The 26337-nt window shown below is 71.1% G+C and carries 24 protein-coding genes; 13 read left to right on the forward strand and 11 right to left on the reverse strand.

The features are described from left to right. Positions 1–16 precede the first annotated feature (16 nt). The 4 genes from fdhF to fdhD are packed head-to-tail and all read left to right on the forward strand — an operon-like array spanning position 17 to position 5123. A complete protein-coding gene (gene fdhF / locus MMF94_RS03925) occupies positions 17–2842 on the forward strand; it encodes a formate dehydrogenase subunit alpha (RefSeq protein ID WP_277398641.1) in 2826 nt (941 codons plus the stop codon). Between the two features lie 3 nt (positions 2843–2845). Then, the gene (locus tag MMF94_RS03930; protein ID WP_241034846.1) at positions 2846–3073 is read left to right on the forward strand and encodes a formate dehydrogenase subunit delta; all 228 of its coding nucleotides are present in this window, start codon (positions 2846–2848) and stop codon (positions 3071–3073) included. Beyond that, positions 3070–4263, forward strand: coding sequence for a molybdopterin molybdotransferase MoeA (locus MMF94_RS03935; RefSeq protein ID WP_241034847.1), 1194 nt, complete (start codon positions 3070–3072; stop codon positions 4261–4263). Before MMF94_RS03930 ends, MMF94_RS03935 begins: the two co-directional genes overlap by 4 nt. Beyond that, positions 4251–5123: a formate dehydrogenase accessory sulfurtransferase FdhD gene (gene fdhD / locus MMF94_RS03940; protein ID WP_241034848.1), complete on the forward strand. Its 873-nt coding sequence runs from the start codon at positions 4251–4253 to the stop codon at positions 5121–5123. Before MMF94_RS03935 ends, fdhD begins: the two co-directional genes overlap by 13 nt. A 104-nt stretch (positions 5124–5227) precedes the next feature. On the opposite strand, the gene MMF94_RS03945 is transcribed toward fdhD, so the two are convergent. The 4 genes from MMF94_RS03945 to MMF94_RS03960 all read right to left on the reverse strand — a co-directional run bounded on the left by MMF94_RS03945 (position 5228) and on the right by MMF94_RS03960 (position 9223). Then, complete coding sequence (locus MMF94_RS03945; RefSeq protein WP_241034849.1) at positions 5228–5539, reverse strand: hypothetical protein; 312 nt, start codon at positions 5537–5539, stop codon at positions 5228–5230. 13 nt (positions 5540–5552) lie between these two features. Then, entirely contained in the window at positions 5553–5780 is a 228-nt protein-coding gene (locus MMF94_RS03950) for a hypothetical protein (RefSeq protein WP_241034850.1), read from the reverse strand. Between the two features lie 97 nt (positions 5781–5877). Continuing rightward, a complete protein-coding gene (locus tag MMF94_RS03955) occupies positions 5878–7332 on the reverse strand; it encodes an MFS transporter (RefSeq protein WP_241034851.1) in 1455 nt (484 codons plus the stop codon). Positions 7333–7462: 130 nt separating this feature from the next. Then, positions 7463–9223 (reverse strand): alpha-keto acid decarboxylase family protein, encoded by a 1761-nt coding sequence (locus tag MMF94_RS03960; RefSeq protein ID WP_241034852.1) that lies wholly within the window; start codon positions 9221–9223, stop codon positions 7463–7465. A 248-nt stretch (positions 9224–9471) separates the two neighbouring features. Between MMF94_RS03960 and MMF94_RS03965 the strand changes: the two genes are divergently transcribed. Genes MMF94_RS03965 through MMF94_RS03975 form a run of 3 tightly spaced genes read left to right on the forward strand, consistent with a single transcriptional unit; the run spans position 9472 to position 12318 of the window. After that, entirely contained in the window at positions 9472–10482 is a 1011-nt protein-coding gene (locus MMF94_RS03965; RefSeq protein ID WP_241034853.1) for a FecCD family ABC transporter permease, read from the forward strand. After that, positions 10479–11339 (forward strand): ABC transporter ATP-binding protein, encoded by an 861-nt coding sequence (locus tag MMF94_RS03970; protein WP_241034854.1) that lies wholly within the window; start codon positions 10479–10481, stop codon positions 11337–11339. Before MMF94_RS03965 ends, MMF94_RS03970 begins: the two co-directional genes overlap by 4 nt. After that, positions 11260–12318 carry an ABC transporter substrate-binding protein gene (locus tag MMF94_RS03975; protein WP_241034855.1) on the forward strand — a complete coding sequence of 353 codons (1059 nt, stop codon included), beginning with the start codon at positions 11260–11262 and terminating at the stop codon, positions 12316–12318. The genes MMF94_RS03970 and MMF94_RS03975 overlap by 80 nt, the downstream gene beginning before the upstream one ends. A 19-nt stretch (positions 12319–12337) precedes the next feature. Here the strand turns inward: MMF94_RS03975 and MMF94_RS03980 are convergent, their stop codons facing one another. Together MMF94_RS03980 and MMF94_RS03985 are read right to left on the reverse strand one after the other, a co-directional pair. Beyond that, the gene (locus MMF94_RS03980; RefSeq protein WP_241034856.1) at positions 12338–13255 is read right to left on the reverse strand and encodes a hydroxymethylglutaryl-CoA lyase; all 918 of its coding nucleotides are present in this window, start codon (positions 13253–13255) and stop codon (positions 12338–12340) included. Between the two features lies 1 nt (position 13256). Then, positions 13257–14495 carry a CaiB/BaiF CoA transferase family protein gene (locus tag MMF94_RS03985; protein WP_241034857.1) on the reverse strand — a complete coding sequence of 413 codons (1239 nt, stop codon included), beginning with the start codon at positions 14493–14495 and terminating at the stop codon, positions 13257–13259. Between the two features lie 121 nt (positions 14496–14616). On the opposite strand from MMF94_RS03985, the gene MMF94_RS03990 reads away from it, so the two are divergent. The 5 genes from MMF94_RS03990 to MMF94_RS04010 all read left to right on the forward strand — a co-directional run bounded on the left by MMF94_RS03990 (position 14617) and on the right by MMF94_RS04010 (position 20098). Then, positions 14617–15426 (forward strand): IclR family transcriptional regulator, encoded by an 810-nt coding sequence (locus MMF94_RS03990; RefSeq protein ID WP_241034858.1) that lies wholly within the window; start codon positions 14617–14619, stop codon positions 15424–15426. 223 nt (positions 15427–15649) lie between these two features. After that, entirely contained in the window at positions 15650–17083 is a 1434-nt protein-coding gene (locus tag MMF94_RS03995) for an MFS transporter (RefSeq protein WP_241034859.1), read from the forward strand. A 164-nt stretch (positions 17084–17247) separates the two neighbouring features. Beyond that, positions 17248–18501, forward strand: coding sequence for an MFS transporter (locus tag MMF94_RS04000; RefSeq protein WP_241034860.1), 1254 nt, complete (start codon positions 17248–17250; stop codon positions 18499–18501). Positions 18502–18554: 53 nt separating this feature from the next. Next, a complete protein-coding gene (locus MMF94_RS04005) occupies positions 18555–19532 on the forward strand; it encodes an aldo/keto reductase (RefSeq protein WP_241034861.1) in 978 nt (325 codons plus the stop codon). A 65-nt stretch (positions 19533–19597) separates the two neighbouring features. Continuing rightward, the gene (locus MMF94_RS04010; RefSeq protein WP_241034862.1) at positions 19598–20098 is read left to right on the forward strand and encodes a hypothetical protein; all 501 of its coding nucleotides are present in this window, start codon (positions 19598–19600) and stop codon (positions 20096–20098) included. Between the two features lie 9 nt (positions 20099–20107). Here the strand turns inward: MMF94_RS04010 and MMF94_RS04015 are convergent, their stop codons facing one another. Together MMF94_RS04015 and MMF94_RS04020 are read right to left on the reverse strand one after the other, a co-directional pair. Further along, positions 20108–20734 (reverse strand): DJ-1/PfpI family protein, encoded by a 627-nt coding sequence (locus MMF94_RS04015; RefSeq protein ID WP_241034863.1) that lies wholly within the window; start codon positions 20732–20734, stop codon positions 20108–20110. An 85-nt stretch (positions 20735–20819) separates the two neighbouring features. After that, on the reverse strand, positions 20820–21344 hold the full coding sequence (locus tag MMF94_RS04020) for a GNAT family N-acetyltransferase (protein ID WP_241034864.1): 525 nt from the start codon (positions 21342–21344) through the stop codon (positions 20820–20822). A gap of 123 nt (positions 21345–21467) precedes the next feature. Between MMF94_RS04020 and MMF94_RS04025 the strand changes: the two genes are divergently transcribed. Then, complete coding sequence (locus tag MMF94_RS04025) at positions 21468–22913, forward strand: outer membrane protein assembly factor BamB family protein (RefSeq protein ID WP_241034865.1); 1446 nt, start codon at positions 21468–21470, stop codon at positions 22911–22913. Positions 22914–22916: 3 nt separating this feature from the next. Here MMF94_RS04025 and MMF94_RS04030 read toward each other — a convergent pair whose 3' ends face one another. The 3 genes from MMF94_RS04030 to MMF94_RS04040 all read right to left on the reverse strand — a co-directional run bounded on the left by MMF94_RS04030 (position 22917) and on the right by MMF94_RS04040 (position 26242). Further along, positions 22917–24335, reverse strand: coding sequence for an FAD-dependent oxidoreductase (locus tag MMF94_RS04030; protein ID WP_241034866.1), 1419 nt, complete (start codon positions 24333–24335; stop codon positions 22917–22919). 116 nt (positions 24336–24451) lie between these two features. After that, entirely contained in the window at positions 24452–25222 is a 771-nt protein-coding gene (locus MMF94_RS04035; RefSeq protein WP_241034867.1) for an alpha/beta fold hydrolase, read from the reverse strand. 201 nt (positions 25223–25423) lie between these two features. Further along, entirely contained in the window at positions 25424–26242 is an 819-nt protein-coding gene (locus tag MMF94_RS04040; protein ID WP_241034868.1) for an APH(3'') family aminoglycoside O-phosphotransferase, read from the reverse strand. Between the last annotated feature and the right edge of the window lie 95 nt (positions 26243–26337).

Genomic DNA, 26337 nt, shown 5'->3' on the forward strand with positions numbered 1-26337 from the left:
GAAGCGAGGGAGCGCGATGACTCTGCTCAAGGAGCCCGACTTCGGAACGCCCGCCCGCGAGGGCGCGGCCACCGTCGAGGTAACCATCGACGGCGTGGCCGTGACCGTGCCACCGGGAACGTCGGTCATGCGCGCGGCCAAGGAGGCCGGGCTCGACATCCCCAAGCTCTGCGCCACCGACAGCCTCGAGGCCTTCGGCTCCTGCCGGCTGTGCGTCGTCGAGATCGACGGCGCCCGCGGCACGCCGGCGTCCTGCACCACGCCGGTCGCCCCCGGCATGGTGGTGCGCACGCAGACCGAGAAGCTCGGGAAGCTGCGCCGCGGGGTCATGGAGCTCTACATCTCCGACCACCCGCTCGACTGCCTCACCTGCTCGGCCAACGGCGACTGCGAGCTGCAGGACATGGCAGGCGTCACGGGGCTGCGCGAGGTCCGCTACGGATCCGGTGTCGATGCCGGCGCCAACCACATGGACGCCCCCAAGGACACGTCCAACCCCTACTTCGACTTCGACGCCTCGAAGTGCATCGCGTGCTCCCGTTGTGTCCGCGCCTGTGACGAGGTGCAGGGCACCCTGGCCCTCACGATCGAGGGCCGCGGCTTCGACTCGAAGGTCGCCGCGGGCGCCGGCGTCTCGTTCATGGAGTCCGACTGCGTCTCCTGCGGCGCGTGCGTGCAGGCCTGCCCCACGGCCACGCTGCAGGAGAAGTCGGTGGTCCAGCTGGGCATGCCCACCCGCTCCGTGGTCACCACCTGCGCGTACTGCGGCGTCGGTTGCTCGTTCAAGGCCGAGCTGCGCGGCGACGAGCTGGTCCGGATGGTGCCCTTCAAGGACGGTGGCGCCAACGAGGGCCACTCCTGCGTCAAGGGCCGGTTCGCGTTCGGCTACGCCAGCCACCCCGACCGCGTGATGTCCCCGATGCTGCGCGACTCGATCACCGACCCGTGGCGCGAGGTCTCCTGGGACGAGGCCATCCAGTTCACGGCGCGGCGGCTGCGGGAGATCCAGGCCGAGCACGGCTCGAGCTCGATCGGCGCGATCACCTCGTCCCGGACGACGAACGAAGAGGTCTACGTCGTCCAGAAGATGGTGCGCGCGGTCTTCGGCAACAACAACGTCGACACCTGCGCCCGCGTCTGCCACTCCCCCACCGGCTACGGGCTCAAGCAGACCTTCGGCACCTCGGCCGGCACGCAGGACTTCAAGTCCGTCGCCAAGGCCGACGTGATCATGGTGATCGGGGCCAACCCCACCGACGGCCACCCCGTGTTCGCCTCACGGATGAAGCGGCGGCTGCGTCAGGGCGCCAAGCTGATCGTCATCGACCCGCGGCGCATCGACCTCGTCCGCTCCCCTCACATCGAGGCCACCCACCACCTGCAGCTCGCGCCCGGCACCAACGTCGCGATCGTCAACGCGATCTCGCACGTCATCGTCACAGAGGGCCTCGTCGACCGGCAGTTCGTGCAGGAGCGCTGCGAGGACGTCGAGGCGTGGGAGAAGTTCATCGCGCAGCCGGAGCACAGCCCCGAGGCCGTCGAGGAGATCACCGGGGTTCCCGCCGCCGAGGTCCGCGCCGCGGCCCGGCTCTACGCCGAGGCCGGCAACGGCGCCATCTACTACGGCCTCGGTGTCACCGAGCACAGCCAGGGCTCGACCACGGTCATGGGCATGGCGAACCTCGCGATGGCCACCGGCAACATCGGCCGCGACGGCGTGGGGGTCAACCCGCTGCGCGGGCAGAACAACGTTCAGGGCTCCTGCGACATGGGCTCGTTCCCGCACGAGCTGCCGGGCTACCGCCACGTGTCCGACGACGGCGTCCGTGACGTCTACGAGCAGCTCTGGGGTGTGCCGCTGCTCGAGGAGCCGGGCCTGCGCATCCCCAACATGTTCGACTCGGCCATCGAGGGCTCGTTCCGGGCGCTGTTCGTGCAGGGCGAGGACATCGCCCAGTCCGACCCGAACACCAACCACGTGCACGCCGCGCTCGCCGCGCTGGACCTGCTCGTCGTCCAGGACCTCTTTGTGAACGAGACGGCGAAGTTCGCCCACGTGCTGCTGCCCGGCACGTCGTTCCTGGAGAAGGACGGCACGTTCACCAACGCCGAGCGGCGGATCAACCGGGTGCGCCCGGTGATGGCGCCGCAGACCGGCAAGCAGGAGTGGGAGATCGTCTGCGAGATCTCGCAGGCGATGGGCTACCCGATGCACTACGACAACTCGTCGCAGATCATGGACGAGATCGCGATGACCACGCCGACGTTCGCCGGTGTCTCCTTCGCCCACCTCGACAAGGTCGGCAGCGTGCAGTGGCCGTGCAACGACGCGGCCCCGAACGGCACGCCGATCATGCACGAGACCGGGTTCGTGCGCGGCAAGGGCCGTTTCGTCGAGACGGTCTACGTGCCCACCCGCGAGCGCAGCACGCGGAAGTTCCCGCTGATCCTCACCACCGGCCGGATCCTGTCGCAGTACAACGTCGGCGCGCAGACCCGCCGCACCGCCAACGTCGCGTGGCACCCCGAGGACATCCTCGAGCTGCACCCGCACGACGCGGAGGTGCGTGGGGTCAACGACGGCGACATGGTGTCGCTCTCCAGTCGTGTCGGACAGACCACCCTTCGGGCGGTACTGTCGGAACGAATGCCGGTCGGCGTGTGCTACACGACCTTCCACCACCCGGTCACGGGAGCCAACGTCATCACCACCGACAACTCCGACTGGGCCACCAACTGCCCCGAGTACAAGGTCACGGCCGTCCAGGTCGGCCTCACACCGGAGCAGGCCGCCGTGCGCGAGGATCTGGCGCAGCGACCGGTCGTCACGGCAGGAGACTGATCGATGTCCATCAGCACAGTCCCTCCGCACGTCCGGCTGGCCAACGAGGTCGCGGAGCAGTTCGGCCACAAGCCGCTCGAGGTGGCCGCCGCCGAGGTCGCCGCGCACCTGCGGGACTTCTGGGAGCCGCGCATGAAGAGGGCGCTCCGGGAGCACGTGGCGGAGGGCGGCGACGGGCTCGACCCGGTGGCGCTCCGCGCGGCCGAACTGCTCGGCCGGGCGAGCTCATGAGCACCGCGTTCGCGCCGCCGACTACGTCCCTCGCCTGGGACGCGGCCCGCGAGCGCGCTCACGCTGCCGGGCAGCCCCTGCCCGCCCGGTCGGTCCCCCTCGCCTCTGCCGTCGGCACGGTCCTCGCCGCCCCTGTGGTGGCGCCGGCGAACGTGCCGCCGGTGGACCGCTCGGCCATGGACGGCTACGCCGTGTGCGGTTCGGCCCCATGGACGATCGTGGGCCGGATCGACGTCGACGGCGTGCCGTCCGTGCACCTGCGCGACGGCGAGGCGTGCGCCGTGGTCACCGGCACCGCCGTCCCGTCGGGCACCACGGCGGTGCTGCCCGACGAGGACGCCGTCCTTGACGGGCACCTGCTCGCCGGCGCGCTCAGACCGGGCGCAAACGTGCGACGTGCGGGTGAGGAGTGCTCGGCCGGTGAGGAGCTGCTGCCGGCCGGCACGCTCGTACGCCCCGCTGTGCTCGGGCTCGTCGCCACGCTGGGCCTGGGCCGCTTGCCGGTCCGGCCGCGCCCACGAGTCGCGGCCATCATCACGGGCAACGAGCTGGTCACCGAGGGTGCACCGGGCCCCGGCCGCGTGCGCGACGCCATCGGCCCGATGCTGCCCGGTCTCCTGGCACGGGCCGGTGCCGACGCGATGCCCGACGTCCGGCTGCCCGACTCCCGCGCTCTGCTTCTCGAAGCGCTGGCCGGCACCGACGCCGACCTCGTGCTCATCTCGGGGTCGTCGTCGGCAGGTCCGGCCGACCACCTGCGTCCGGCGCTCGACGCGCTCGACGCGGAACTCCTCGTTGACGGCGTGTCCTGCAGGCCCGGCCATCCACAGGCGCTCGCCCAGCTGCCCGACGGCCGGCTGGTCGTCGGGCTGCCCGGCAACCCGTTCGCCGCGCTCGTCGCGTTCCTCACCCTCGCGCTCCCGGCCATCACCGCGATGCGCGGGGAGCCGCTGCCTGCGCTGGTCGCGGCGCCCGTCCCGGGCGGTCTTCCCCGCCATGCGATGAGCACCCGGCTGGTCCCGGTGCTCGTCGGCCCGCAAGGCGCCGTTCCCGTCGGGCACGCCGGATCGGCGATGCTGCGCGGAGCCGCGGTCGCCGACGCGCTCGCCGTGATCGACCCTGGTCCGGCCGCGGCAATCGCCGCGCGCCTCCTTCCTCTCGACCCGGGAGCCCGCCCATGGGGCGTCTGATCGCTCGTCGTCCGGTACTCCGCGTGACGGCGAAAGGGGCCGTGCGACGGCCCGACTCCATCGCCGTCGAGGAGCCACTGGAGCTGCGGGTCGGTGGCCGCGCTCTGGCGGTCACGATGCGCACGCCGGGCCACGACGTCGAGCTCGCCCACGGCTTCCTGCTCACGGAGGGCGTGATCGGGAGCGCCGCCGACATCCGCGACGCGCGCTACTGCGACTCCGTCGACGACGAGGGCCGCAACACCTACAACGTCCTCGACGTCGGCCTCGCGCCGGGCGTGCCCACCCCGGACCCCGGCGTGGAGCGCAACTTCTACACCACGTCCTCGTGCGGTGTGTGCGGCAAGGCGTCGCTCGACGCCGTGCGCCTGCGCTCCCGGTACTCCCCGATCGCCGACGAGACGCGAGTGGCCGCCGAGGTGCTCGCCGACCTGCCCGACGAGCTGCGCCGGCGCCAGCAGGTGTTCGACCGCACAGGCGGGCTGCACGCTGCGGGGCTGTTCAGCGCGACGGGTGAGCTCCTCGTCGTGCGCGAGGACGTCGGTCGGCACAACGCCGTGGACAAGGTGCTCGGGTGGGCGCTGCTGCAGGGCCGGGTGCCGGCGAGCGGCCTCGTGCTCACCGTCTCCGGACGCACGTCGTTCGAGCTGGCCCAGAAGGCCGTCATGGCGGGCGTGCCGGTCATCGCGGCCGTGTCGGCGCCCTCGTCCCTCGCCATCGAGCTGGCTGAGGAGTGCGGCCTGACGATGGTCGGCTTCATCCGCAACGGCTCGATGAACATCTACACACACAGCGACCGGGTCCTACTGCCCGAGAGCGCCCCGGAGCCCGCGCGCAACCCGGTCCTCAGCACGTCCTAGCCGACCCCGCCGATCGACGACATCGCCAGGGCCCGCCGGGGAAGCACTCGATGTCACCGCCAGGGACCCACAACCCTCCGGACACGCGGGCCCCAGGGCCCTGGCTACCTCGGTAGGCCGTACATGGCGGCGACCGCCACCTCGACGGCTTCCATCTGTTCCGGGGTCGCCGTGCCGACGTGCTCGACGAGCCGCCGGCGCATCACCGCCTCGGAGGACATCGCTGACGCCCACCCGTGTGGGTCGATCCGGGCGGACAGCAGCCCGCCGGGATCGGTGGCGTTGATGTGGAGCCCGCGGACGGTCGGTGTGGTCTCGTCACGGTTGATCCCGTCCGCGGAGACGATCAGGCGGAGCGTGGACTGGCCAGGACGTTCGAGGACGGGCCGATAGACCCAGATTTCGCCGCGCAGCACGGCGGCGATCGTGTCAGGCCGACAGGGAAGCGATCCGCTCGGCCTCGGCGTCCTCGATGTACGTGGGGTGCTCGGCGTACCAGGCGGCGTGCTGGCGCACGGAGTCGGCAAGCGCCAGCTCGTGCAGCTGGCGGGCCGCAGCCTCGGCCATGGAGCCCCCGCGCGTGCGGGCGCAGGTGCGCAGCCAGCGCGCGGTGGCCGCGTCGACCTCGACCTCGATGCGCTCCACTTCGTGTGCCATGAGCGCGAGGATACGGCACTCGGCGCTTCAGGCAGATCGCTCACGAGGCGTTCGGAGCAGGAACCGACCGACGCCGCACCGTGACGCGAGCGACCGGCTACCTCGACTGGACGGCCACGCCCTGGGCGACCGGCACGTCCTGGGGGAACTCCTCGTCGAACACCTGCGCCTTGCGCATCCCCCACTTGCCCGTGGTCACGACGCCGATCACGAACATCGCCACACCCGCTCCGGCCATGATCAGCCAGCCCAGATGGGCGGCGGCGACGAAGCCGGTCGACAGCGGTCCGACGATCCGCGCGGTCACCACCGAACCGAGCACCGCCACGCCGAGCGTGGCCCCCACCTGCCGGCTCGTTGATGCCACCGCCGCCGCGACCCCCGCCTGCGAGGCGGGCATCCCCGAGACGGCCGCGTTGGAGACCGGCGGGTTGATGAAGCCGAACCCGATGCCGAACACGGTGTAGGCGAGGACGACCTCCACCACCGACGACTGTGCCGTGAGCACCGAGAGCAGCAGCGAGCCCGCTGTGATCGCCACGGCTCCGGCCGCCAGCGGGATCCGTGGACCGTGGGTTCCGACGAGCCGGCCCGACAGCGGCGCGAGCACCCCGGTCATCACCGCCATCGGCAACGTGAGCAGTCCTGCGTGCAGCGGCGAGTACCCACGCACTTCCTGCAGGTACAGGGCGTTGAGGAAGAGGAACCCGGACATCACGGCGAACGATCCGATCGCGATGAGCGTGGCGCCCGTGAACGGCGGGCTCGCGAAGAAACGCATGTTCAGCAGCGGCTCGTCCACTCGCCTCTCGTAGCCGACGAACGCGATGGCGGACGCGACCGCCACCAGGAAGCTCGCGATGATCCACGGCGACTCGATGCCCTGGCCGGGCGCCTCGATGATCCCGTACGTCAGGGTGGCCAGCAGCACGATCAGCAGCAGCTGTCCGACCGGGTCGATCGGCCGGGGCCGGGCCGAGCGGGACTCCGGGACGAACCGGGCGACGAGCAGCACGGCGGCCAGGCCGATCGGAACGTTGATCCAGAAGACCGACCGCCAGCCGATGCTGTCCACCAGGAGGCCGCCGAGCACCGGCCCGAGCGCCCAGCTCAGACCGACGACCGCACCCCAGACACCGATGGCCTTGGCGCGCTCACGACGGTCCATGAAGACGTTCGTGATGATCGACAATGCGACCGGGTTCAGCATCGACCCGCCCACCGCCTGCAGCATCCGGAACACGATCAGCAGTCCGATTCCGGGGGCGATGCTGCACAGCAGTGATCCGAGGCTGAAGAGCACCAGGCCCGTCTGGAAGACCCGCTTCCTGCCGATCCGGTCGCCCGTCGAGCCGGCCAGCATGAGGAAGCTCGCGAGCACCACCGTGTAGGCGTCGATCACCCATTGCAAGCTCGACACGGAGGCCTGCAGCTCGTTGCCGATCGAGGGCAGGGCCAGGTTGACGATGGTGTTGTCCAGCCCGACGATGAACAGCCCCATGCAGCAGATCGCCAAGACCGCCATCTTGCGGCGCTGGTCAAGTTCGGGCATGCCCACCCCAAAAAATCGCGGATAGTTAGCACGCTACAACGACTTTCCCAGCGCAGACCGTCTCAAGCTGGGATGTCCGTCACCCCGCGACGCGGTTGCGCAAGATCCGTTTTTTGCCCTGCCCGCGCCGTCAGCGGGACGAATCACCCGTGCTCCGGCCTGCCTGTTCGACCGGTACGGACGGCGCACCGTTCGCGCGCGCGGCCCCACGGCCGAGCTCGACGAGCATCTCGGGGGCGTCGGAGGGATCCAGAACCGCTTCGATGAGCACCAGCCGGTCCGTGCACTCCCGGGCCTCGACGAGCGCCTCGGCGAGCTCCGCTCGGGTACGGACCGTACTGGTGAGCGAGGGCACGCCAGGTGCGAGCACGGACGGCAGGGCCGACCAGTCCCACGGGGTGATGTCCTGGTACACCGCTTTGGGGCTCTGGATCGCGCGTTCGATCGTGTACCCGGCGTTGTTGATGAGCACGATGATCGGGGTGTGGCCGCGGTGCAGGATCGTGGCCAGCTCCTGCACCGTCAGCTGGGCGGCACCGTCGCCGATGAACAGCAGGCTGCGGCTCTCCGGCCTGGCCAGGCAGATCCCGAGGGTCGCCGGCAGGGTGTAGCCGATCGAGGACCAGATCGGCTGCGCGAGCAGGTCGCTGTCGTGCGACATCTGCAAGCCCAGCGCGCCGTACAGGGCGGTGCCCGCGTCGGCGATCGCGGTCACCCCGTCCGGCATCCACTGCTGGATCTCCGCCCAGAGCTGAGCCTGCGTCAGCGCGTCCGACGCCGGTCCCTCCGCGACCTCCGGCCTGGTCAGCGGCGGAAGCGGAGGCAACGGAGCGAAGTCCCGCTCGGCGGCCGTCTCGTGCAGGATCCGGACGGCGTCCTCCATCCGCACGCCGTGGAAGAGGGAGGCGCCGATCCGGGCGGTCTCGAAACCGAGCTCGACGGCGTCCTCGGGCGTGAACCGGTGGGTGAAGAGCCCCGTGAGGACGTCGCTCAGCGTCGTGCCGGCCAGCACCAGCAGCGGCGCGAAGTCGACGGCGTCCCTGGTGATCTCCGACCTGGTCATGCCTCCCATGTAGGTGCCGAGGCTCGCGGGATGCGCCTCGTCGAGCATCGCCTTCGCGCCGGCCTGCGTCGCGATGCGCACGCCGGGAAGGTCGGCCAGGGCGGCGAGCTCACCCTCCAGCCGCCGCCGGTGCACCCGCGGACCGGCGAGGACCGTCAGTGAGGGGTGCTGGGCGAGCAGCGCCGTCAGTGCGTCGCGGAACTGCTGCACGGAGGTCGGGTCGCTGGGCGAGCGGCGCAGCGGGAGGGCCAGGTTCGCAGCCGGGACGCGCGCCACCGCGACGTCGGCCGGAATGCCGAGGTAGACGGGCTTGCACTCGTTGATCGCGGTCAGCAGCATCCGGTCGATCTCGGCCACCGCTGTTGCGGCACGCAGGACGGCGCCCGCCGCGGTCACCTCCCTGTAGGCGCGGACGAAGTGGTCGTGGTCGCCGTCCACCAGGGTGTGGTGCAGCAGGAGCCCGTCGGCCCGTGCGCGACTCGGCGGCATCCCCGACACGAGCACCACCGGCACGTCCTCGGCGTAGCTTCCGGCCACGCCGTTCATCGCCGACAGCTCGCCGACGCCGTAGGTGGTGAGCACCGCAGCGACGCCACGGCGGGCCCTGGCGTAGGCGTCGGCGGCGTACGCCGCGTTGAGCTCGTTGGTGCAGCCGACCCACTCGACGCCTGGGACCGTGAGCATCTCGTCGAGCATGCTGAGACTGAAGTCTCCGGGGAGACCGAAGACGTGATGGCCGTCGAGCTGGCACAGGCGGGTGGCCAGGTACGCGCTCACGGTGACCGTTTCACCCTGGTTCGGAACTGCGGCCACGGTGGTGTCGGGCATGGTTCCCCTCGGCTCTGTCATTACCGCGGGATTCCGCGTACAGACGAGCCTGGCCGATCGGAGAGCTCCTGTCGTCCGACCGTGACGACGGTCGCCCCGTACAGCCGCCCGAGCCGGGGGCGGTTGATCACGACAAATACCTGCCCATATGATCAGTCGATCAACTGTCGCGCAGGGTGCGGTTGCGGGAGCGGGAGGCATACCAGGTGACGGGCGTACGCGTTCGGGGCCGCCTGAGGACGCCCGCCGTGCTTGCCGTGCTCACCGTCCTGCTCGTCGTGGCGGCGATCCTCTCCGCCGGTGTAGGGGCCGAGACCCTGCCGCCCGGTGCGGTGCTGGATGTCCTGCACTCCCGGTTCACCGGCGGCGTGCCGCGGGATCTCGCCGAGGACACGATCGTCTGGGACCTGCGGGCACCGCGCTCGCTGCTGGCGATCATCGTCGGGGCCGGGCTCGCGATCGCGGGCGCGGGGATCCAGACGCTGGTCCGCAACCCGCTCGCCGACCCCTACGTGCTCGGGGTGTCCTCGGGCGCCGCTGTCGGCGCCACGGCGGTCATCACGTCAGGAGCGCTGGCGGCGGCCGGCACCTGGTCGCTCTCGGCCGGTGCGCTGCTCGGAGCGCTGGCCGCGGCGCTGCTCGTGTACGCCGTCGCACTGGCGCAGGGCGGGTTGACGCCGCTGCGGCTCGTCCTCACCGGCACCGTTCTGGGCTCCGCGTTCTCGGCGGTGGCGAGCTTCCTGGTGTTTCGCAGCGCCGACCGCGCCGCCGCCGAATCGGTGCTGTTCTGGCTGCTCGGGAGCCTGTCGGGGGCCGCGTGGGACGAGCTGTGGCTGCCCCTCGCCACGGTGGTGGTGCTCGGTGGGCTGCTGCTCGCAGGCAGCGGATGGCTCGACGCCCTCGCCGCGGGCTCGGACACGGCGGCCGCGTTGGGTGTTCCGGTCCGGGCGGTCCGCAACGTGCTGTTCGTGCTGCTCGCCGCGCTCGTCGGCGTGCTCGTGGCCGTCTCCGGCGGCATCGGCTTCGTCGGGCTCGTCCTGCCGCACGTCGCGCGGCTCCTGGTCGGCGCGCGCCACCGCGCGATGCTGCCCGTGGCCGCCCTCGCCGGAGCCGTCTTCCTCCTGCTGGTGGACATCGCGGCCCGGGTGCTGGTGCGCCCCGTCGAGGTCCCGCTGAGCGTCGTGACCGGCCTGATCGGTGCTCCGGTCTTCCTCGTGCTGATGGGGCGGCGCCGCTACCGCTTCGGCTCGACGTCATGACGCCCCACCTGAGCGCGAGCGCCGTGTCGTGTGCGATCGGGCGCCGTACGGTCCTCCGCGACGTCGATCTCGACGTCGCCCCCGGCGAGACGATCGGCATCGTCGGCCCGAACGGCAGCGGGAAGTCCACCCTGCTGCGCGTCCTCGCCGGCATCCGGCCCGCCACGGCCGGTGAGGTCCGGCTCGACGGCACGCCCGTGCACCGGCTGACGGCCCGGGCCCGGGCGCGCTCGATCGCCTTCGTCGGCCAGGAGGAGGAGCTTCCCGCCGATCTCCTCGTCGGGGAGTTCGTGGCCCTCGGCCGGGTGCCCCACCGCTCACCGTGGGCGGGTGGCGACACCGCCGAGCGCGAGGCAGTCGGCCGGGCGTTGCGTGCGGTCGAGATGGCCGACGCCGTGGAGCGACCCGTCGAGCAGCTCTCCGGCGGGGAGCGCAGACGGGTCGTGCTGGCCCGCGGTCTCGCCCAGGACGCCGCCCTCCTGCTGCTCGACGAGCCGACCAACCACCTCGACGTGCGCCATCAGTTCGCCCTGCTGCACCTCGTGCGACGGCTCGGCCGGACCGTCGTGCTGGCCATGCACGACCTGAACCTGGCTGCCGACCACTGCGACCGCATCCTCGTGCTCCACAACGGCAGAGCCTGCCCGGCAGCCGCGCCGCACGACGCCCTCACCCCCGAAACCGTGCGGACGGTGTTCGGGGTCGACGCGACCCGCGTCACCCACCCCGTCACCGGCGCCACCCATCTGCTGCTGCAGCCCCACACCTGGAGGAACGATGCCTCGACGACCCCGCCTCCGGACGGTGCTGGTGTCGGTCTGCTCGATGGTCGCGCTGGCGGCGTGCGGAAGCGGTGAGACCACCGCGCCCGCCGGCGCTCCCCCGGACGGCACCGTGACCGTCACGAACTGCGGGGCGCCCGCGGAGTTCCCCGCACCGGCGTCGCGGATGTTCGTCAACGACGGCAACCTGATCTCGATGGTGCTCGCGATCGGGGCGCAGGACCGCGTCGCTGCGGTCTCGAGCATCCAGCGCGACGCCGACACGCTGCGCCGTCACTACGGCGCGCCGGCGGTCGACGGGCTGCACGACGTCTCGCCGCAGTCGTACCCGGGGCGTGAGACGGTGCTGGCCCAGCGCCCGGACGTGATGGTGGCCGGCTGGAACTACGGCTACGCCGAGGACGACGGCCTCACCCCGAACTGGCTGCGGGCCCAGGGCATCGCCCCGTACGTCCTCACCGAGAGCTGCCGCTCCGGGGACACCGGGGCCCGCGGAATCGTCGACCCGTGGACGGCGCTGCGCGACGATCTCACGAACCTGGGCACGATCACCGGCCGGGAAGCCGAGGCACGAAAGGTCGTGGACGACATCAGTGCCCGCCTCGCCGCCCTGCGGCAGGCCCCGCAGGCCGGCACCCCGCCGACGATCTTCCTGTTCGACAGCGGCACCGACACCGTCTACTCCAGCGGTCGCTTCGGCGCGCCCCAGGGGATCATCACGGCCGCGGGCGGCCGCAACGCACTCGACGACGTCGCCGACACCTGGACCTCGGTGTCCTGGGAGCGCATCGCGGCGAGCCGGCCCGACGCGTTCCTCTTCGTGGACTACCCCCCGCAGTCCTACAGCGAGAAGGTCGCCGTGCTCCGCGCCCGTGACGGGATCAAGGACCTGCCCGCGGTGCAGCAGAACCGGTTCCTCAACCTGCCCTACGGCCTCTGGACGTCGGGCCCCTTGAACATCGACGCCGCCGAGCAGGTACGCAAGGCGCTCGAAGGATGGGGCCTGGTGCCGCCATCGGCGCTGCAACCGGCATTCGACGACACCGCTCCCTGAGGCCCCGGCCGCCCGGACCTCAGTTCACGCTGACGGCCGCCCTGGGCTTCGCGACGAGGGACAGGGCGGAGTGCAGCGGATGACCGACCACCGCGGCGAGCAGATCGCGGGCCTCCGCCAGCTTCACCGGGTCGATCCCGGTGTGCACACCCTCGCGGTGGAAGAAGTGCACGAGGTCGTCGGTGGCGATGTTGCCCGACGCGCCGGGAGCGAAGGGGCATCCGCCGATTCCGCCGAGCGCCGCGTCGAAACGCCTGATCCCGAGCCCGAAAGCGGCCCACGCGTTCGCCGAGGCCATGCCGTAGGTGTTGTGGAGATGCAGGCCGAGTGGCACCTCGGGCACCGCATCGCGGGCGGCCATGACGCCGCGGGTGATCGCGCCCGGGTGTGCCGCACCGATGGTGTCGGCGAGATGCACGACCTCGGCACCGAGCTGGACCAGCCGCTTCGCCGTGCTCGCGACCTGCGCCGGCGGCGTGTCGCCGTCGAACGGGCACACGAACGCGGTCGCGATGGACGCCTCGATCCTCACGCCTGCGTCCTGCAGCACCTCGGCGGCCGGAGCGAGACGGTCGAGCGCGACGTCGGTGGTGACCCCGGCGTTCGCCCGGCTGTGGCCGTCGGTCGCCGAGACCACGAACCGGACGGAACGGGCCCCGGCCTCGACCGCCTGCTGGGCGCCGAACTCCGTGAACACCAGGGTGTGCAGCGCAGCCGCGGCATCCCGTGCGAGGACTTGCAGCACCGCGTCGGTTCCGGTCATCTGCGGAACCTTGCGCGTGCTCACGAATGCGCCGATCTCCAGGGAGCCGAGACCGGCGGCGAGCAACAAGCGGCCGAGCCGAACGCGGTCCTCGGCAGCCACTATGGTCGGTTCGTCCTGCAATCCGTCACGGAGCACGACGTCGGTGATCAGCACGTCACGGTCGGGTTCCATGTCAGATCACCCCCTCTGCGCGCAGCCGCTCGCGCTCCGCGGCATCGATCCCGATGGCGCCGAGCACCTCGTCGGTGTCGGCACCGAGCTCAGGACCGAGCCATCGAGTCTGGCCAGGACGGTGTTCGAGACGCGGTACGACACCGGGGAACACGACGTCCCGCTCGTCGTCGGCGGCGATACGCACATGGTGGCGCTCGTGCATCCCGCGCTCGGTGAAGTGCGGGTCCTTGGCGATCTCCTCCGCCGTGAGAATGGGACCGTTCGGCACGTCGGCCGCGACGAGCACCGAGGCGACCTCGTCCTGGCTGTGGGCCGCGGTCCACGTGCCGATCGCCGCGTCGAGCTCGTCGGAGTGGGCAACCCGGCCTGCGTTGTCGGCCAGCCGCGGGTCGGTGGCGAGATCGGGCCGCCCGATGGCGTGCATGAGCCTGACGAAGATGCCGTCGCCGTTGCCGCTGATGACGATGTAGCGGCCGTCGGAGCAGCGGTAGGTGTTCGACGGTGCGATGCCGGGAAGTCCGGAACCCGCCTGCTCGCGCACGACGCCGAATGCGTCGTAGTCGGGCACGAGTGACTCCATGAGGGAGTACACGGCCTCGTAGAGCGCGACGTCGACGACCTCGCCGCCCGCCCGCTCACGAGCCAGCAGGCCCATCAGCGCCCCGATCACCGCGTAGAGACCGGCCACGGAGTCGGCGAGGCTGATGCCGACCCGGGTGGGAGGCAGGCCGGGATTGCCGGTGAGGGCGCGCAGGCCGCCGATCGCCTCGGCGACCCCGCCGAACCCCGGCCGGTCCCGGTACGGCCCGGACTGCCCGTACCCGGAGACCCGCACGACCACCAGCTGCGGGTTCTGCTCGCGCAGCCGGTCGGGGCCAAGACCCCAGCGCTCGAGTGTGCCCGGCCGGAAGTTCTCGAGGACGACGTCCGATTGCGCGGCCAGCCGCAGGACGATGTCACGGCCTTCGCTGCTGCGCATGTCGACGGTCACCGATCGCTTGTTGCGCCCCAGCGTGCGGAACAGCAGGGATGTCTCCCCACCGTGCAGGCGCCATCGACGCAGCTCGTCGCCACTACCGGGACGCTCGATCTTCACGACTTCCGCGCCGAAGTCGCCGAGCAGCCGCCCGGCAGTCGGTGCGGCGATGAAGTTCCCGAGCTCGAGGACGCGGATTCCGGCCAGGGGGCCCGCGCTCGCAGTGCCGGTCGCGTCGAGCTTCGCCTCAGCGATCGTCATACGACCATCTCCCATCGCCCACTTCATGAAGGTTCGAACCAGAATGTGAGTCTACGGTCTGGTCGTCAAGCGACAGGTCGATACGATGCGGGAGGTCACACTCGGGACAGGAGGTGGAGGCATGGCGGAGGATGACAGCCGCGCGTCGGTGGTGCCCGTACTGGTGCTTCGCAAGATCACGCAGATTCTGCGGTCTTTCAGCGTCGACCAGCCGGAACTGACGCTGCAGCAGATCATCCGCACGACCGGCCTCCCCGCGAGCACCTGCCAGCGGCTCGTCCGCAACCTGGTGGTCGAGGGGTTCCTGGATCGCGAGGACGACCATTACCGCATCGGGCTGGACTTCGTGCAATGGGCGGCGCCCGGCACCTTCGGGCTCGACCTCGTCCGGCTCACCCGGCCCGCGCTGCAGGCCTTGCGTGACCGCACCGGGGAGACGGCCTGCCTCTACGTTCGCCACGGCCCGTTCCGCACCGTGGTCTCGCTCGCCGAGTCCCGCCACCCCGTGATCCGCCTGTTCGTGGTCGGGATGGTCATGCCGCTGCACGCAGGATCCGCAGGTAAAGTGCTCCTTGCCTGGGATCCGACCGCGCGCCAGGAAGCGGTTCGTCACGGTTTGGGCAGATTCACCGATCACACCGTGGTCGACATCGACGAACTCACCGACCAGCTCGCCGCCATCCGGCGGGCCGGCTTCTCGGCCAGCTTCGAGGAGCGCGACGCGGGCGCGGCGTCCATCAGCGCTCCGGTATTCGGACTCAACGGCGAACTCGTCGCCGCCCTCGGGATCGGGGCACCGCTGCAGCGGGTGAGCCCGGCCGACGTCGAACGGTTGGCGCCGATCGTCATGGAACTCGCCCGCGACGCCTCCCGCCGCATCGGCTTCCGCGCCGATGCCCCCTTCGCGGTCCGCTCCGCCACAGAGCTCTGACCGACGCCGCGCAGACCCGTCGCCGCGGCCGGCCCCGGGCGCGCACACCGATCCCGCGAAGCTTCTGCACCGGCTCGTCCCTTGTGTCCGGTGTGCTTTCCGCAATGCCGGGCAACGCCCTTGACGGTCGTGATCCCTCACCCGCAGCATGAAAGACAGCGTTCACATCGTGGTTCTAACAACCAGCGCTGTGTCCGACTGTCCGACCGTTCAAGGAGGATCGATGCCCGAGACACGTGGGACGCAGAGGCTGCCTGAGTCTCCGCTGCTGACGACCGGGGATGTCGCAGAGCGGATCGACCAGCTGCCCGTCACTCCCACACAGCGGCGCGCCACGATCGCCGTGGGTCTCGGCCTATTCTTCGAGTTCTACGAGGTCTTCCTCACCGGCGTGCTCACCAGCGTGCTCGTCGGCGAGTTCGGGCTCACCAAGGCGGAGCTCCCGCTGGTCCTCGCGTCCACGTTCATCGGGATGTTCATCGGCGCGCTCGTGCTGGGCCGGCTCGCCGACCGTCTGGGCCGGCGCGGAGCGTTCCTGCTCAACCTCGCGGTCTACTCGGTCTTCTCGCTGCTCGGGGCGTTCAGCATGAACGCGGCATGGCTCGTGGTCACCCGGTTCCTCGCCGGAGTCGGGCTCGGGGCCGAGCTGCCGCTCGCCGACACCTACCTCACCGACCTGCTGCCGGCGCGGCGACGCGGCAAGTACATCGCCTGCGCCTACACGATCGGATTCATCGGAGTGCCGGTCGTGGGTTTCGTCGCCCACTCCCTCACGGCGACGACCTGGATCGGCATCGAAGGCTGGCGCTGGATGTTCGTGATCGGCGGAGTGGGCGGCTTCATCGTGCTCCTCCTGCAGCGTGGACTGCCGGAGTCACCGCGGTGGCTCGAGTCGGTGGGACGCACCAAGGAGGCCGATCGGATCGTCTCCCGGCTCGAGGCGGAGGCGGGGGGCGCGGCCGAGCCGCCCCTGCCTGCCACGGAGACCGTGACCACCGAGGCGCCGCCGGCGCGAGTAGCCGCACCGCGGCGGACGGGAGCACGAGCGCTGCTGGTACCGCCCTACAACAAGCGCACGGCCATGATGCTCGTCTTCCACGTGTTCCAGACGATCGGCTACTACGGCTTCGGCACGATGGTGCCGCTGGTACTCGCGGCGAAGGGGTACCCGGTCTCGGAGTCGCTGCTCTTCACCGGGCTGACCTACCTCGGCTATCCGATCGGATCGGCGCTGTCGCTCCCCCTCGTGGAACGGTTCGAGCGCAAGTACCTGGTGGTGGCCGCCGGGCTCGCGATGGCGGTGTTCGGCGTCGCCTTCGGGTTCTCGAACACGATGGTGCTGATCCTCGTGTTCGGATTCCTCTACACAGCGGTCAGCAACGTGTTCTCGAACGCGTACCACATCTACCAGGCGGAGATCTTCCCGACGCATCTGCGCTCGACGGCATCGAGCGGGACGTACGCCCTGTCCCGCCTGGTGACGGCGGCCATGCCGTTCGTACTCGTCCCCGTGCTCGCCGGGGCGGGCGTCGGTGCGCTCTTCGCGATCGTGTGCGCGGCGATGGTCGTGGTCGCCGTGGACGTCACCGCGCTCGGGCCACGCACCACGGGCCTTCGCCTCGAAGCGGTCAACAACGAGTCTTTCGTGGGTCACTGAGCCCCCGACGGCGACGAGAGACCGGCCCGCACCCCTCCCGGCTGCCCTCCGGGAGGGGTGCATCTCACCCTCCCCACCGTCGTCAACGCTCCTAACGTGGCTGGCGAGGAATCGGTCAGCGTCGATCCCAGGTCCTCGGTTCGGTCTCGAGGAGAACAAACGACGTGAAACCTGTCGACGCGACCGCGGCCACGACAAAGGCCCCGACTGAACGGGATGGGGCGCCCGGCATGCGGCGGGCGCCCCTGTCCCGTGGCCTCGTGCTGCTGATGGCCCTCGCCAGCGGGGCGGCCGTCGGCAACCTGTACTACACCCAGCCGCTGCTGGACGTGATCGCCCGCGATCTGCACATCGGCCAGGGCACGGCGGGCCTGCTGGTGACCACGACCCAGGTCGGGTACGCCCTGGGGATCATGTTCATCGTCCCGCTCGGGGACATCCGCAACCGCCGGCGCCTGGCACCGGCGATGATGCTGCTCTCGGCGGTGTGCCTGGCCGCCTGCGCCGTGGCTCCGGGCATCGTGATCCTGCTCCTCGCTCTCGTCGCGGTGGGCGCCACGTCGGTGGCCGGGCAGATCTTCATCACGTTCGCCAGTGATCTGGCCGACAACGCCCGGCGCGGCGAGGTGGTCGGGATCGTGCTCAGCGGAGTCCTCACCGGCATCCTGGCCGCCCGTGTGGTCAGCGGGCTCATCGCGGGTGCGCTGGGCTGGCGGGCCGTGTTCGTCATCGCGGCGGTGCTCATGCTGGTGCTCGGCCTGGTGGTGGCCCGGCTGCTCCCGCACGACATCCCGCACGCCCACCAGCCCTACGGGGCGCTGCTGCGCTCGATCTTCGGGTTGGTCCGCCGCGACACGTCCCTGCAGATCGTGATGATCTACGGAGCGATCAGCTTCGGCTCGTTCTCGCTCTTCTGGACCGGCCTGACGTTCCTGCTCAGCGGTCCGCCCTACGGCTACTCGACGTTCGTCATCGGGCTCTTCGGCCTCGCCGGGCTCCTCGGCGCACTCGCCGCGCAGGGTTCCGGGCGACTACACGACCGGGGCTGGTCCACCCGGGCGACGGGACTGTCCTGGCTGCTCGTGATCGTGTCCTGGGCGATCTGCGACCTCGGCAGGCTCTCCCTCCCGTGGCTGTTGATCGGGATCGTCCTGCTCGACGTCGCCACCCAGTCCCAGCGCATCCTCAACCAGGCCCAGATCTTCGCCGGGTCGCCGGAGGCCCGCAGCCGCGTCAACACTGCCTACGTCACCACCAACTTCGTCGGCGGTGCGATCGGGTCCGTCGTCGCCTCCGTGCTGTGGGCCTCCGGCGGGTGGAGCGCGGTCTGCCTCGTCGGCGGCGTGCTGTGTGCCGCCGCGTTCGTACTCTGGCTGGTGACCGTCCTCCGGTCCCGGGCGGTGGCGGCCCGCGTCTGACCCCTACGTCCCACGCACGACCTGCTCGCCACATCTCAGAAAGGTGCACTGCGATGAGGAACGCCTCCATCGGCGACCTGTCCGTCTCGGCCCTCGGCCTCGGCTGCATGGGGATGTCCGGCATCTATACCGGGGCCGGAACGGATGACAACGAGTCGATCCGCACGATCCACCGGGCCATCGACCTCGGCATCACCCTGATCGACACCGCCGACGTCTACGGCCCCCACATCAACGAGGAGCTCGTCGGCCGCGCCCTCGCCGGCCGCCGTGACGAGGTCGTACTCGCCACCAAGTTCGGCCAGCTCTCCTACCGCGAGGCGCCCGCCCGGGTACGCAGGTTCGACAGCAGCCCGGAGAACATCCGACTCGCCGTGGAAGGGTCGCTGCGGCGCCTCGGCACCGACCACATCGATCTTTACTACCAGCACCGGGTCGACCCCGAGACCCCGATCGAGGACACCGTGGGCGCGCTCGCGGAGCTCGTGACGGCGGGCAAGGTCCGCTACATCGGGCTCTCCGAGGCCGCCCCCGCCACGATCCAGCGCGCCCACGCCGTGCATCCGATCACCGCCCTGCAGTCGGAGTACTCGCTGTGGACGCGCGACCCGGAGGCCGAGGTCCTGCCGCTGGTGCGCGATCTCGGCATCGGGTTCGTGCCCTACTCCCCGCTCGGGCGCGGCTTCCTCACCGGGCAGATCCGCTCGATGGAGCAGATGGCCCAGGACGACTTCCGCCGGACCATGCCGCGGTTCGCCGAGGAGGCGTTCGCCCAGAACCTGCGGATCGTCGACGCGGTCGAAGCCGTGGCCAAGGAACTCGGGGCGACACCGGCCCAGGTGGCGCTCGCCTGGCTCCTGGCGCAGGGCGACGACATCGCCCCGATCCCCGGCACCAAGAGGGTGCAACGCCTCGAGGAGAACGCGAAGGCGGCGGACATCCGGCTCAGCGCCGAGCAGCGCGACCGCCTCGGATCCGTGCAGCCCCCTGTCGGTGCCCGCTACGCCGACATGACTCCCATCGGACGCTGATCGGCCACCCGTCACGACCAGGCGTTTTCGTGCCGCAGGCCGGCTGGGGCACGTACGTTGGCCTGATGGCAACGACAGCATCGGCCCCGGCCGCGGCGGCGGTGTCGGCCGCCCGCGAACTGCGCGCGGGATACCACCAGGACCTCGGGCCGGGCGAACGATCCACGTTGATCTCCTGGCTGGCCTTCACCGCCACGTTCACCGCCGTGCGGGTGATCACCTACAGCATCCGCGACGGGGTGGGGCCGTTCCGCAACGTGAGCCTCGGTGGGGCGCACATCCACCACTACATGTGGGGAATCGCGGGGCTCAGCGCCGTCGGCGCCGTGGCCGTGCGGGGTGATGACCGGCTGCGCCGCCACCCGCTGCTCGCGGGGACCTACGGCTCGGCGCTGGCCCTGATCGTGGACGAGCTCGCGCTGCTCCTGGACCTGCAGGACGTGTACTGGGCCAAGCAGGGGCGGCTGTCGGTGGACATCGGCGTCGGAGCGGTCGCGGTGGGCGGCGTCGGCTTCGCGGCTCTGCCGCTCCTGCGACGCGTCGCCCGCCGCTGCTTCGGTCGCTGAGGCGCGACCTCAGCTCCCGTTGAGCGCTGCCCGGAGGAATGCGACCGCCTCCGGCGGCGCCGTCCGCGGCGAGCCGCTGTCGAACGGCGGCTCGGGGTCGTACTCGATCGCGAGCTGGATCGTCCTGGCCGTCATCTCGCCGAACAGCGTGGCGGCCAGGGTGAGACCCATGTCGATGCCGGCGGACACACCGGCGGCGGTGATCACGTTGCCGTCCACCACGACGCGGTCGTTGCAGACGACGGCGCCATCGGCGGCCAGCGTGTCCACCACCGCCCAGTGGGAGGTGGCACGGCGCCCGGCGAGGATGCCCGCCTTCGCCAGCAGCGTCGACCCGCTGCAGACGGACGTGGTCCAGGTGGCGGTCTTGTGCACCGAGGCCAGCCACGCGATGAGCACCTCGTCGTCGAGCGCGCTGCGCCACTGCGAACTGCCGGGCACGACGATCAGATCAGGCGCGGGCACGTCGTCGAACGCGAAGTCGGCATGCAGAGTCAGGCCGTTGTCGCAGCGGACCTTTCCCGCCCGGGCCGCGACGAAATGCGGCGTCACCTCCGAGTGGCCTGCCAGCACTTCGTAGGGCCCGACGATGTCGAGCGCGGTCAGGTTGTCGTACAGCACGAACGCGGCGTTCACGACCGTCCTCGTTGCTCGCTCCGGCAGGACATGCACCCAGCATGGCCGCGCGCGGCGGCGGCAGCCATGACGCGCACCCCTCTGATCAGGACGCGCTCCATGCGTCGGGCTCGCCTGGCGGCGACACGGTCGACGCCAGGTCGCGCAGGTGGTCGCCGTCGAGGCGCAGGATCTCGATCTCGTCGAGGCTACGCGCGTGCAGGCGGCGGTAGAAGCGCAGGGCGTGCTCGTTGGTGCGCAGCACCCACCACTCCAGCCGGCCGCAGCCGCGCTGAACCGCGAGCTTCGCGAGATGGGCGAGCAGCGCCTGCCCGATGCCTGCACCCCGATGCTCGGGCGCGACGTAGAGATCTTCGAGGTGGATCCCGCGGCGGCCCAGGATGGTGCTGTAGGTCGGATAGAACAGCGCGAACCCGGCCGGCGCGCCGTCGATCGTCGCGACGACGGCCTCCGCCACGGGCCGGGCGCCGAACAGAGCCTCGGCAACGTCCTGCGGCCGGGCAGAGACCTGCCCGGGAAACTGCTCCACCTCGGCGAGCTCGACGATGAACCGGTGCAGGACGTCGACGTCCCCGGGCTCGGCCGCCCGGATGACGAGCGGCGCGGTCACCGATGCCGCCGTCGCAGCCGGACGCCACAGTGGATCACCGGATCAGGGTAGACGTTCTCCGCGTACCACCCGATCGTCGCGCGGGCGACTGCGGCGGTCTCCGCGCGATGGCACGATCGCCGGATGTCGAGCCGGATATCTCCGCTGCGGGGAGGCCGCAGCCACGGGGGAGCCCGGCGGTGGACCGGGGCACTCGCGGCGGCGCTCGTCGGGATCGCCGTGCTCGCCGGCTGCGGGTCGGCATCGACCGGAGAGCCCGTCGTGACCAGCAACCCGGCGGCCCCTGTGACTCCCGTCCCGTTGTCGCTCGGTCCGGACTGGCCGACCTATCACGGCAACGGCACCCGGGCCGGTTACGTACCTGAGGGGCCCGACCCCGCTTCCCCCACCGTCGCGTGGCGGGCGCCCCTCGATGGAGCGGTCTACGCCAGCCCGATCGTCGTGAACGGGCTGGTGGTCGCGGCGACCGAGGGTGGGTCGCTGTACGGGCTGGACGCGGCGACAGGGGCGGTGCGCTGGCGCACCCACCTGGCCGATCCGGTGCCGGGCTCGGCCCTGCCGTGCGGCGACATCGATCCGATCGGGATCACCGGCACCCCCGTCTACGACTCGGGCACCGGCGAGGTGTTCGCGGTGGCCACCGAACAGGGCATCGAACATGTCCTCTTCGGCGTGGACCTGCGGAGCGGGCAGGTCCGTGACCAGCGCAAGGTCGACGCCCCGGGCAGCGAGCCTGCCACCCACCTGCAGCGCGGGGCACTGTTGCTCGCCAACGGGATGGTCTACATCCCCTACGGCGGCAACTACGGCGACTGCGGCCAGTACCTGGGCCGCGTCGTGGGCGTCCCGGTCACGCGGAACGGGCCCGAGGTCGACTTCGCCGTCCCCACGACCCGGGAGGGTGGCATCTGGGCGCCCTCCGGTCCGGCCGTTCTGCCCGGCGGCGACGTTCTGGTGACAACCGGCAACGGTGAGGCCGTGGGAGGGGCATGGGACCACAGCGACTCGATCCTGCGGTTGTCGCCCCAGCTGCGGCTGCTCGACGGCTTCGCCCCGTCCGGCTGGGCACAGGAGAACTCCGTCGACGCGGATCTCGGCTCCACCGGCCCCGTGCTGCTGCCGGGCGGGCGCCGGGTGCTCGCTGCAGGCAAGGGCGGCGGGGTCTATCTGACGAACGTCGATGCGCTCGGAGGCGTGGACGGGCAGCTGGACCGGCTGGAGCCGTGCCACTCCTACGGCGGCGCTGCCACGGCTCCGGGGCGAGACGGCGGCGCGGTCGTCTATCTCCCGTGCACCGAAGGGCTGCTGCAGGTGCGCGTCGGCACCGATAACCGGATGAGCCGCGGCTGGCAGGCCCCCGCCGTCACGGGATCACCGATCCTGGTGGGCACGACCGTGTGGTCGGTGCAGCAGAACGGCACCCTCGACGGCCTCGACTCCGCAACGGGGCAGGTTCGGGGCACCGTGCAGGTCGGTGCCGCCACCCGGTTCGCCACCCCCGCGACGAGCGGCACCGCGCTGTTCGTGCCCACCCGAGACGGCGTCACAGCGGTGGCGCTGCACCACTGACGGTCAGCGGGCCTCGCGGACGACGGCCAGGACCTCGGCCCGCCGTGGGCCCTCGGCCGCGTAGCTCGGCAGGGCCGGACCGATCGCCTCGAGCTTCTCCCGCACGCCGGGCGTCGCCAGGGCGTGCTCCGGCGTGTCGAGCAGGTACGCCACACGCAGGAAGGCCCGCAGCACGTCGGGATCCTGGGCCGCGACGTTCATGAAGCGGCGGTTGATCGCCCAGTCCGGATCGGACGTCTCATAGGGCGTGCCCACGATGTCGGCCTGCATCTCGGCCATCCGGTGCCGGGCGCCCCGGACCGAGATGTCGTACAGCGGCCCGACGACCTCGTCGGTCACCTCCGCGAAGCAGCGCACGAGCTTCTCCGGATCGCTCGTTCTCACGGCACGCAGCACGTCACGCAGAGCGGCGACGTGGAGCAGCCCGATCGTGGCCCCGCGTCCGAGCGTCGGACTCGTGCAGGCCCAGGCGTCGCCGACCGCCACGAGCCCGGTGACCACCGGCACGTCGTCGACGACCAGCTGTCTCTGTCTGTCCTCCAGGCAGGACAGCACCTGCACGTCGGTCAGCGCGATCCCGGCGGCGCGGCTCTCCGCGGTGCCGGGGAACAACGCGAGCACCCGATCCCAGACCGCCGGACTGCGCAACGCACGCAGCTCCTTGTCGTTCGCGGCGGTGACCAGCGACCAGCCCCAGGTGTCGTTGTCGCCCGGGACGGTCATCAACGACATGCCCTCGACGTGGGCTACCGCGTTCGGCAACGGAGCGGGCCGCCCGTCGGCCGTGCGGAACTGCCGGGAGTGGTAGGCGAACCCCTGCTCCTCCTGTTCCTCCCCGGGCCGACGGGCACCGATGGCGCAGAGCATGCGCTGAAGCGGTGAGCGCCTGCCCATCGCATCGACCACCAGATCGGCCCCGACCAGCTCCCCGCGCGCGGTCTCGACGCCGACCACGCAGGGAACGCCCGCGGTACACGAGCCGGTCACCAGTCCGGTGACCCTCGTGCCCCTGCGGACGACCAGCCCGCGCGTGCGGGCGGCGACGGCCGCCAACGCGGCCTCCAGCACCGGTCTTCGCGCGATCACGGCCCTGAGCTCGTCGTCCCCCTGCCGGGGACCGCCGCTCACGGCGGCGGGCAGCATCTCGATCGGGCTGCGGCATCGGCCACCCAGGCGCTCGAGCTCGTCGAAGAACTCGGGGATCTCCTGCTCCATCCGGCTGCGCCAGCGCCCGAGCATGAGATGGAGCTGCCGGAACTGGTTCACCCCGGGTCGCTCCCAGTGGTCCCACAGCTGACGCGCGTCGCCCTCCGGCTCGTCCGGATCACGTTCCAGGACGGTGACGTCGTGCCCGTCGCGGGCGAGCAGCACACCGGCGGCCAGACCGTTCAGTCCGGCCCCGATCACGAGAACAGCTGCCATCGACAATCTCCTCGGAGAGGGTCAGGGACGACTCGGCCCGGTGCTGTTCAGGACTTCCGGGACAAATGCCGAAACACCCCACCGCAGGTCCCGCCGCGCATTCGGACCAGCCGCCATCACAGTGACGCCCAGAACCGGGTGAGCACAGCCGCTCCGCGCTCCGCGTCGCGCGTCATCCACCAGTGGCCGAGTCCGTCGAGCACCTCCACCCGTGCGCCCGCACGGGCCGCGGAGCGTCGGCGCTGCTCGTCGGTGCCCGCGACACGGTCCTCACTCGCCAGGATCGCGAGCCCCGGCCGCGCGGCTGCCGCCTCCAACCCCGCGCCGAGCTCAGCCATCACCGGCTGTGCCGCCGACCGGTAGAGCCGCAGGATGCAAGAGCCCATCACGTCGTCCATGGCGGGAGCAATCCGTTCGGCGATGCTCCCGTCCATTCCGCGGTCCACGAAGAACGACACCTTCTCCTCCACCGGGGGCCGGACGAGCCGGGCGACCGCGGCCTCCCCGTCCTCGGGGCTCTGCCAGCCCTGGGCGAGCTCGTGCCACACGTAGTCCGGGTCGAAGAGGCCGATGACGTCGGAGCACCAGCTCCGCAGCAGGTCGGGGCGCGTCATCGCGACGTTCACGGCGTGGCCACCGCCCCAGTCGTGCCCCACCAGATGAACCGGCCGACCCAGCCCTTCGAGCTCGGCCACCAGCCAGTCGCGGTACTCACCGATGGTGGCGCCCCACCCCGTCGGCACGGGCGCGCCGAAGCCGGGAGGCGAGAGGCAGAGCGGCTTGTCATGACCCTGGGCGACGAGCTGCTCGACCAACAAGTCCCACACCGCTGTGGTCTCGGGGTTGCCGTGCACGAGCACCACCGGCGTCACCTGGTCTGTCGGCATCGTTGATCGCGACCTTTCGCTCGAGTGAGAAGAAAAGCGACAGGAAATCGGTCAATTCGAACGAACAGGCGCCCGCGGACAAGGCTCAACCATCAATGCAACGAAATCTGCACCGCACGTCACAGGATGGTCAACAGTTTTGTCGGTGGCGTCACCGAGCATTCGGCGATCCGTCGCCCGCTTTTCGTGTACGTATCGGTGTCACCAGGTCAGAGGGTCGAGGTCCAGGTAGAACCGCAGCCGCTCCCGGTCGACGGTCTCGATGTCATACGATCGGAAGAACTCGTCGTCGGCACAGCCGGCTTCGTCCTCGTCGCGCCACGTCTCCCGCGAGCTCGCCAGCAGCAGAGCGATGTCCGCATAGCGGTCGGCGGTACCGAGCCGTCCGAGGTCGATCAGTCCCGTGCACTCGGCGGTGCGCGGGTCCAGCATCAGATTCGGCAGGCACGCGTCACCGTGGCACACCACGCGATCGTGCGTCTCCTGGAGCAGGCGCCGCTCCAACTGCGGCCGGAGCTCCGCGAGCAGCTCGGACGGCGGTGTGTGCCGATGCTCGTGGGGGAGGAAATCGGCATTCACCGCGCCCCGCCCGACCACGTCCTCTGCCAGCCGGAACGTCCTGGCCAGACTGCGGTCGAACGGGCAGTCGGGAGCGGGGAGCGCGTGCAGCCTGCGGAGCATGTCCGTGATCGACGGCCACGCCCGCCGGAGCTCCACCGCGGACACCCGGCTCGCCGGCACTCCCGGCACCGCCGTCGTCACCAGACAGGCGCCACGGTCGGAGGCGGACCAGTGCCCGACGTCGGGCCCGGGGATGCCCGTGCCGCTGAGCCACTCGATCCGGCGGCACTCCGCGTCGAGCGCGTCGATGCCGCCCGGACCGATGCACTTCGCATAGGCCCAGCCGTCCTCGCGCCGGAACACCTCGGCGTTCGACTCCCCCGTGGTGACGGCTATCCACGCTCCGGATCCCCGCACCTCACGGGGGAGGAGATCGAGCAAGGACGACGGCTGCCTCATGGTTCCTCCACGGACGACGCTACGGCAGCGCGCCGCGATGGCCGGCGCCCGAGGGGGTGCGTCCATCGAAGGGATGACCGCGGGTCACCGCGGCG

It is taken from the genome of Pseudonocardia alaniniphila (genome assembly GCF_022524485.1).
GTDB classification, from domain to species: Bacteria; Actinomycetota; Actinomycetes; order Mycobacteriales; family Pseudonocardiaceae; genus Pseudonocardia; species Pseudonocardia alaniniphila.

What these genes read in the sequence shown, in the direction of transcription:
- fdhF (WP_277398641.1), top strand. Translation starts at nt 17, where the DNA reads ATGACTCTGCTCAAGGAGCCCGACTTCGGAACGCCCGCCCGCGAGGGC.
- MMF94_RS03930 (WP_241034846.1), top strand. Translation starts at nt 2,846, where the DNA reads ATGTCCATCAGCACAGTCCCTCCGCACGTCCGGCTGGCCAACGAGGTC.
- MMF94_RS03935 (WP_241034847.1), top strand. Translation starts at nt 3,070, where the DNA reads ATGAGCACCGCGTTCGCGCCGCCGACTACGTCCCTCGCCTGGGACGCG.
- fdhD (WP_241034848.1), top strand. Translation starts at nt 4,251, where the DNA reads ATGGGGCGTCTGATCGCTCGTCGTCCGGTACTCCGCGTGACGGCGAAA.
- MMF94_RS03950 (WP_241034850.1), bottom strand. Translation starts at nt 5,780, where the DNA reads ATGGCACACGAAGTGGAGCGCATCGAGGTCGAGGTCGACGCGGCCACC.
- MMF94_RS03955 (WP_241034851.1), bottom strand. Translation starts at nt 7,332, where the DNA reads ATGCCCGAACTTGACCAGCGCCGCAAGATGGCGGTCTTGGCGATCTGC.
- MMF94_RS03960 (WP_241034852.1), bottom strand. Translation starts at nt 9,223, where the DNA reads ATGCCCGACACCACCGTGGCCGCAGTTCCGAACCAGGGTGAAACGGTC.
- MMF94_RS03970 (WP_241034854.1), top strand. Translation starts at nt 10,479, where the DNA reads ATGACGCCCCACCTGAGCGCGAGCGCCGTGTCGTGTGCGATCGGGCGC.
- MMF94_RS03975 (WP_241034855.1), top strand. Translation starts at nt 11,260, where the DNA reads ATGCCTCGACGACCCCGCCTCCGGACGGTGCTGGTGTCGGTCTGCTCG.
- MMF94_RS03980 (WP_241034856.1), bottom strand. Translation starts at nt 13,255, where the DNA reads ATGGAACCCGACCGTGACGTGCTGATCACCGACGTCGTGCTCCGTGAC.
- MMF94_RS03985 (WP_241034857.1), bottom strand. Translation starts at nt 14,495, where the DNA reads ATGACGATCGCTGAGGCGAAGCTCGACGCGACCGGCACTGCGAGCGCG.
- MMF94_RS03990 (WP_241034858.1), top strand. Translation starts at nt 14,617, where the DNA reads ATGGCGGAGGATGACAGCCGCGCGTCGGTGGTGCCCGTACTGGTGCTT.
- MMF94_RS03995 (WP_241034859.1), top strand. Translation starts at nt 15,650, where the DNA reads ATGCCCGAGACACGTGGGACGCAGAGGCTGCCTGAGTCTCCGCTGCTG.
- MMF94_RS04005 (WP_241034861.1), top strand. Translation starts at nt 18,555, where the DNA reads ATGAGGAACGCCTCCATCGGCGACCTGTCCGTCTCGGCCCTCGGCCTC.
- MMF94_RS04010 (WP_241034862.1), top strand. Translation starts at nt 19,598, where the DNA reads ATGGCAACGACAGCATCGGCCCCGGCCGCGGCGGCGGTGTCGGCCGCC.
- MMF94_RS04025 (WP_241034865.1), top strand. Translation starts at nt 21,468, where the DNA reads ATGTCGAGCCGGATATCTCCGCTGCGGGGAGGCCGCAGCCACGGGGGA.
- MMF94_RS04030 (WP_241034866.1), bottom strand. Translation starts at nt 24,335, where the DNA reads ATGGCAGCTGTTCTCGTGATCGGGGCCGGACTGAACGGTCTGGCCGCC.
- MMF94_RS04035 (WP_241034867.1), bottom strand. Translation starts at nt 25,222, where the DNA reads ATGCCGACAGACCAGGTGACGCCGGTGGTGCTCGTGCACGGCAACCCC.
- MMF94_RS04040 (WP_241034868.1), bottom strand. Translation starts at nt 26,242, where the DNA reads ATGAGGCAGCCGTCGTCCTTGCTCGATCTCCTCCCCCGTGAGGTGCGG.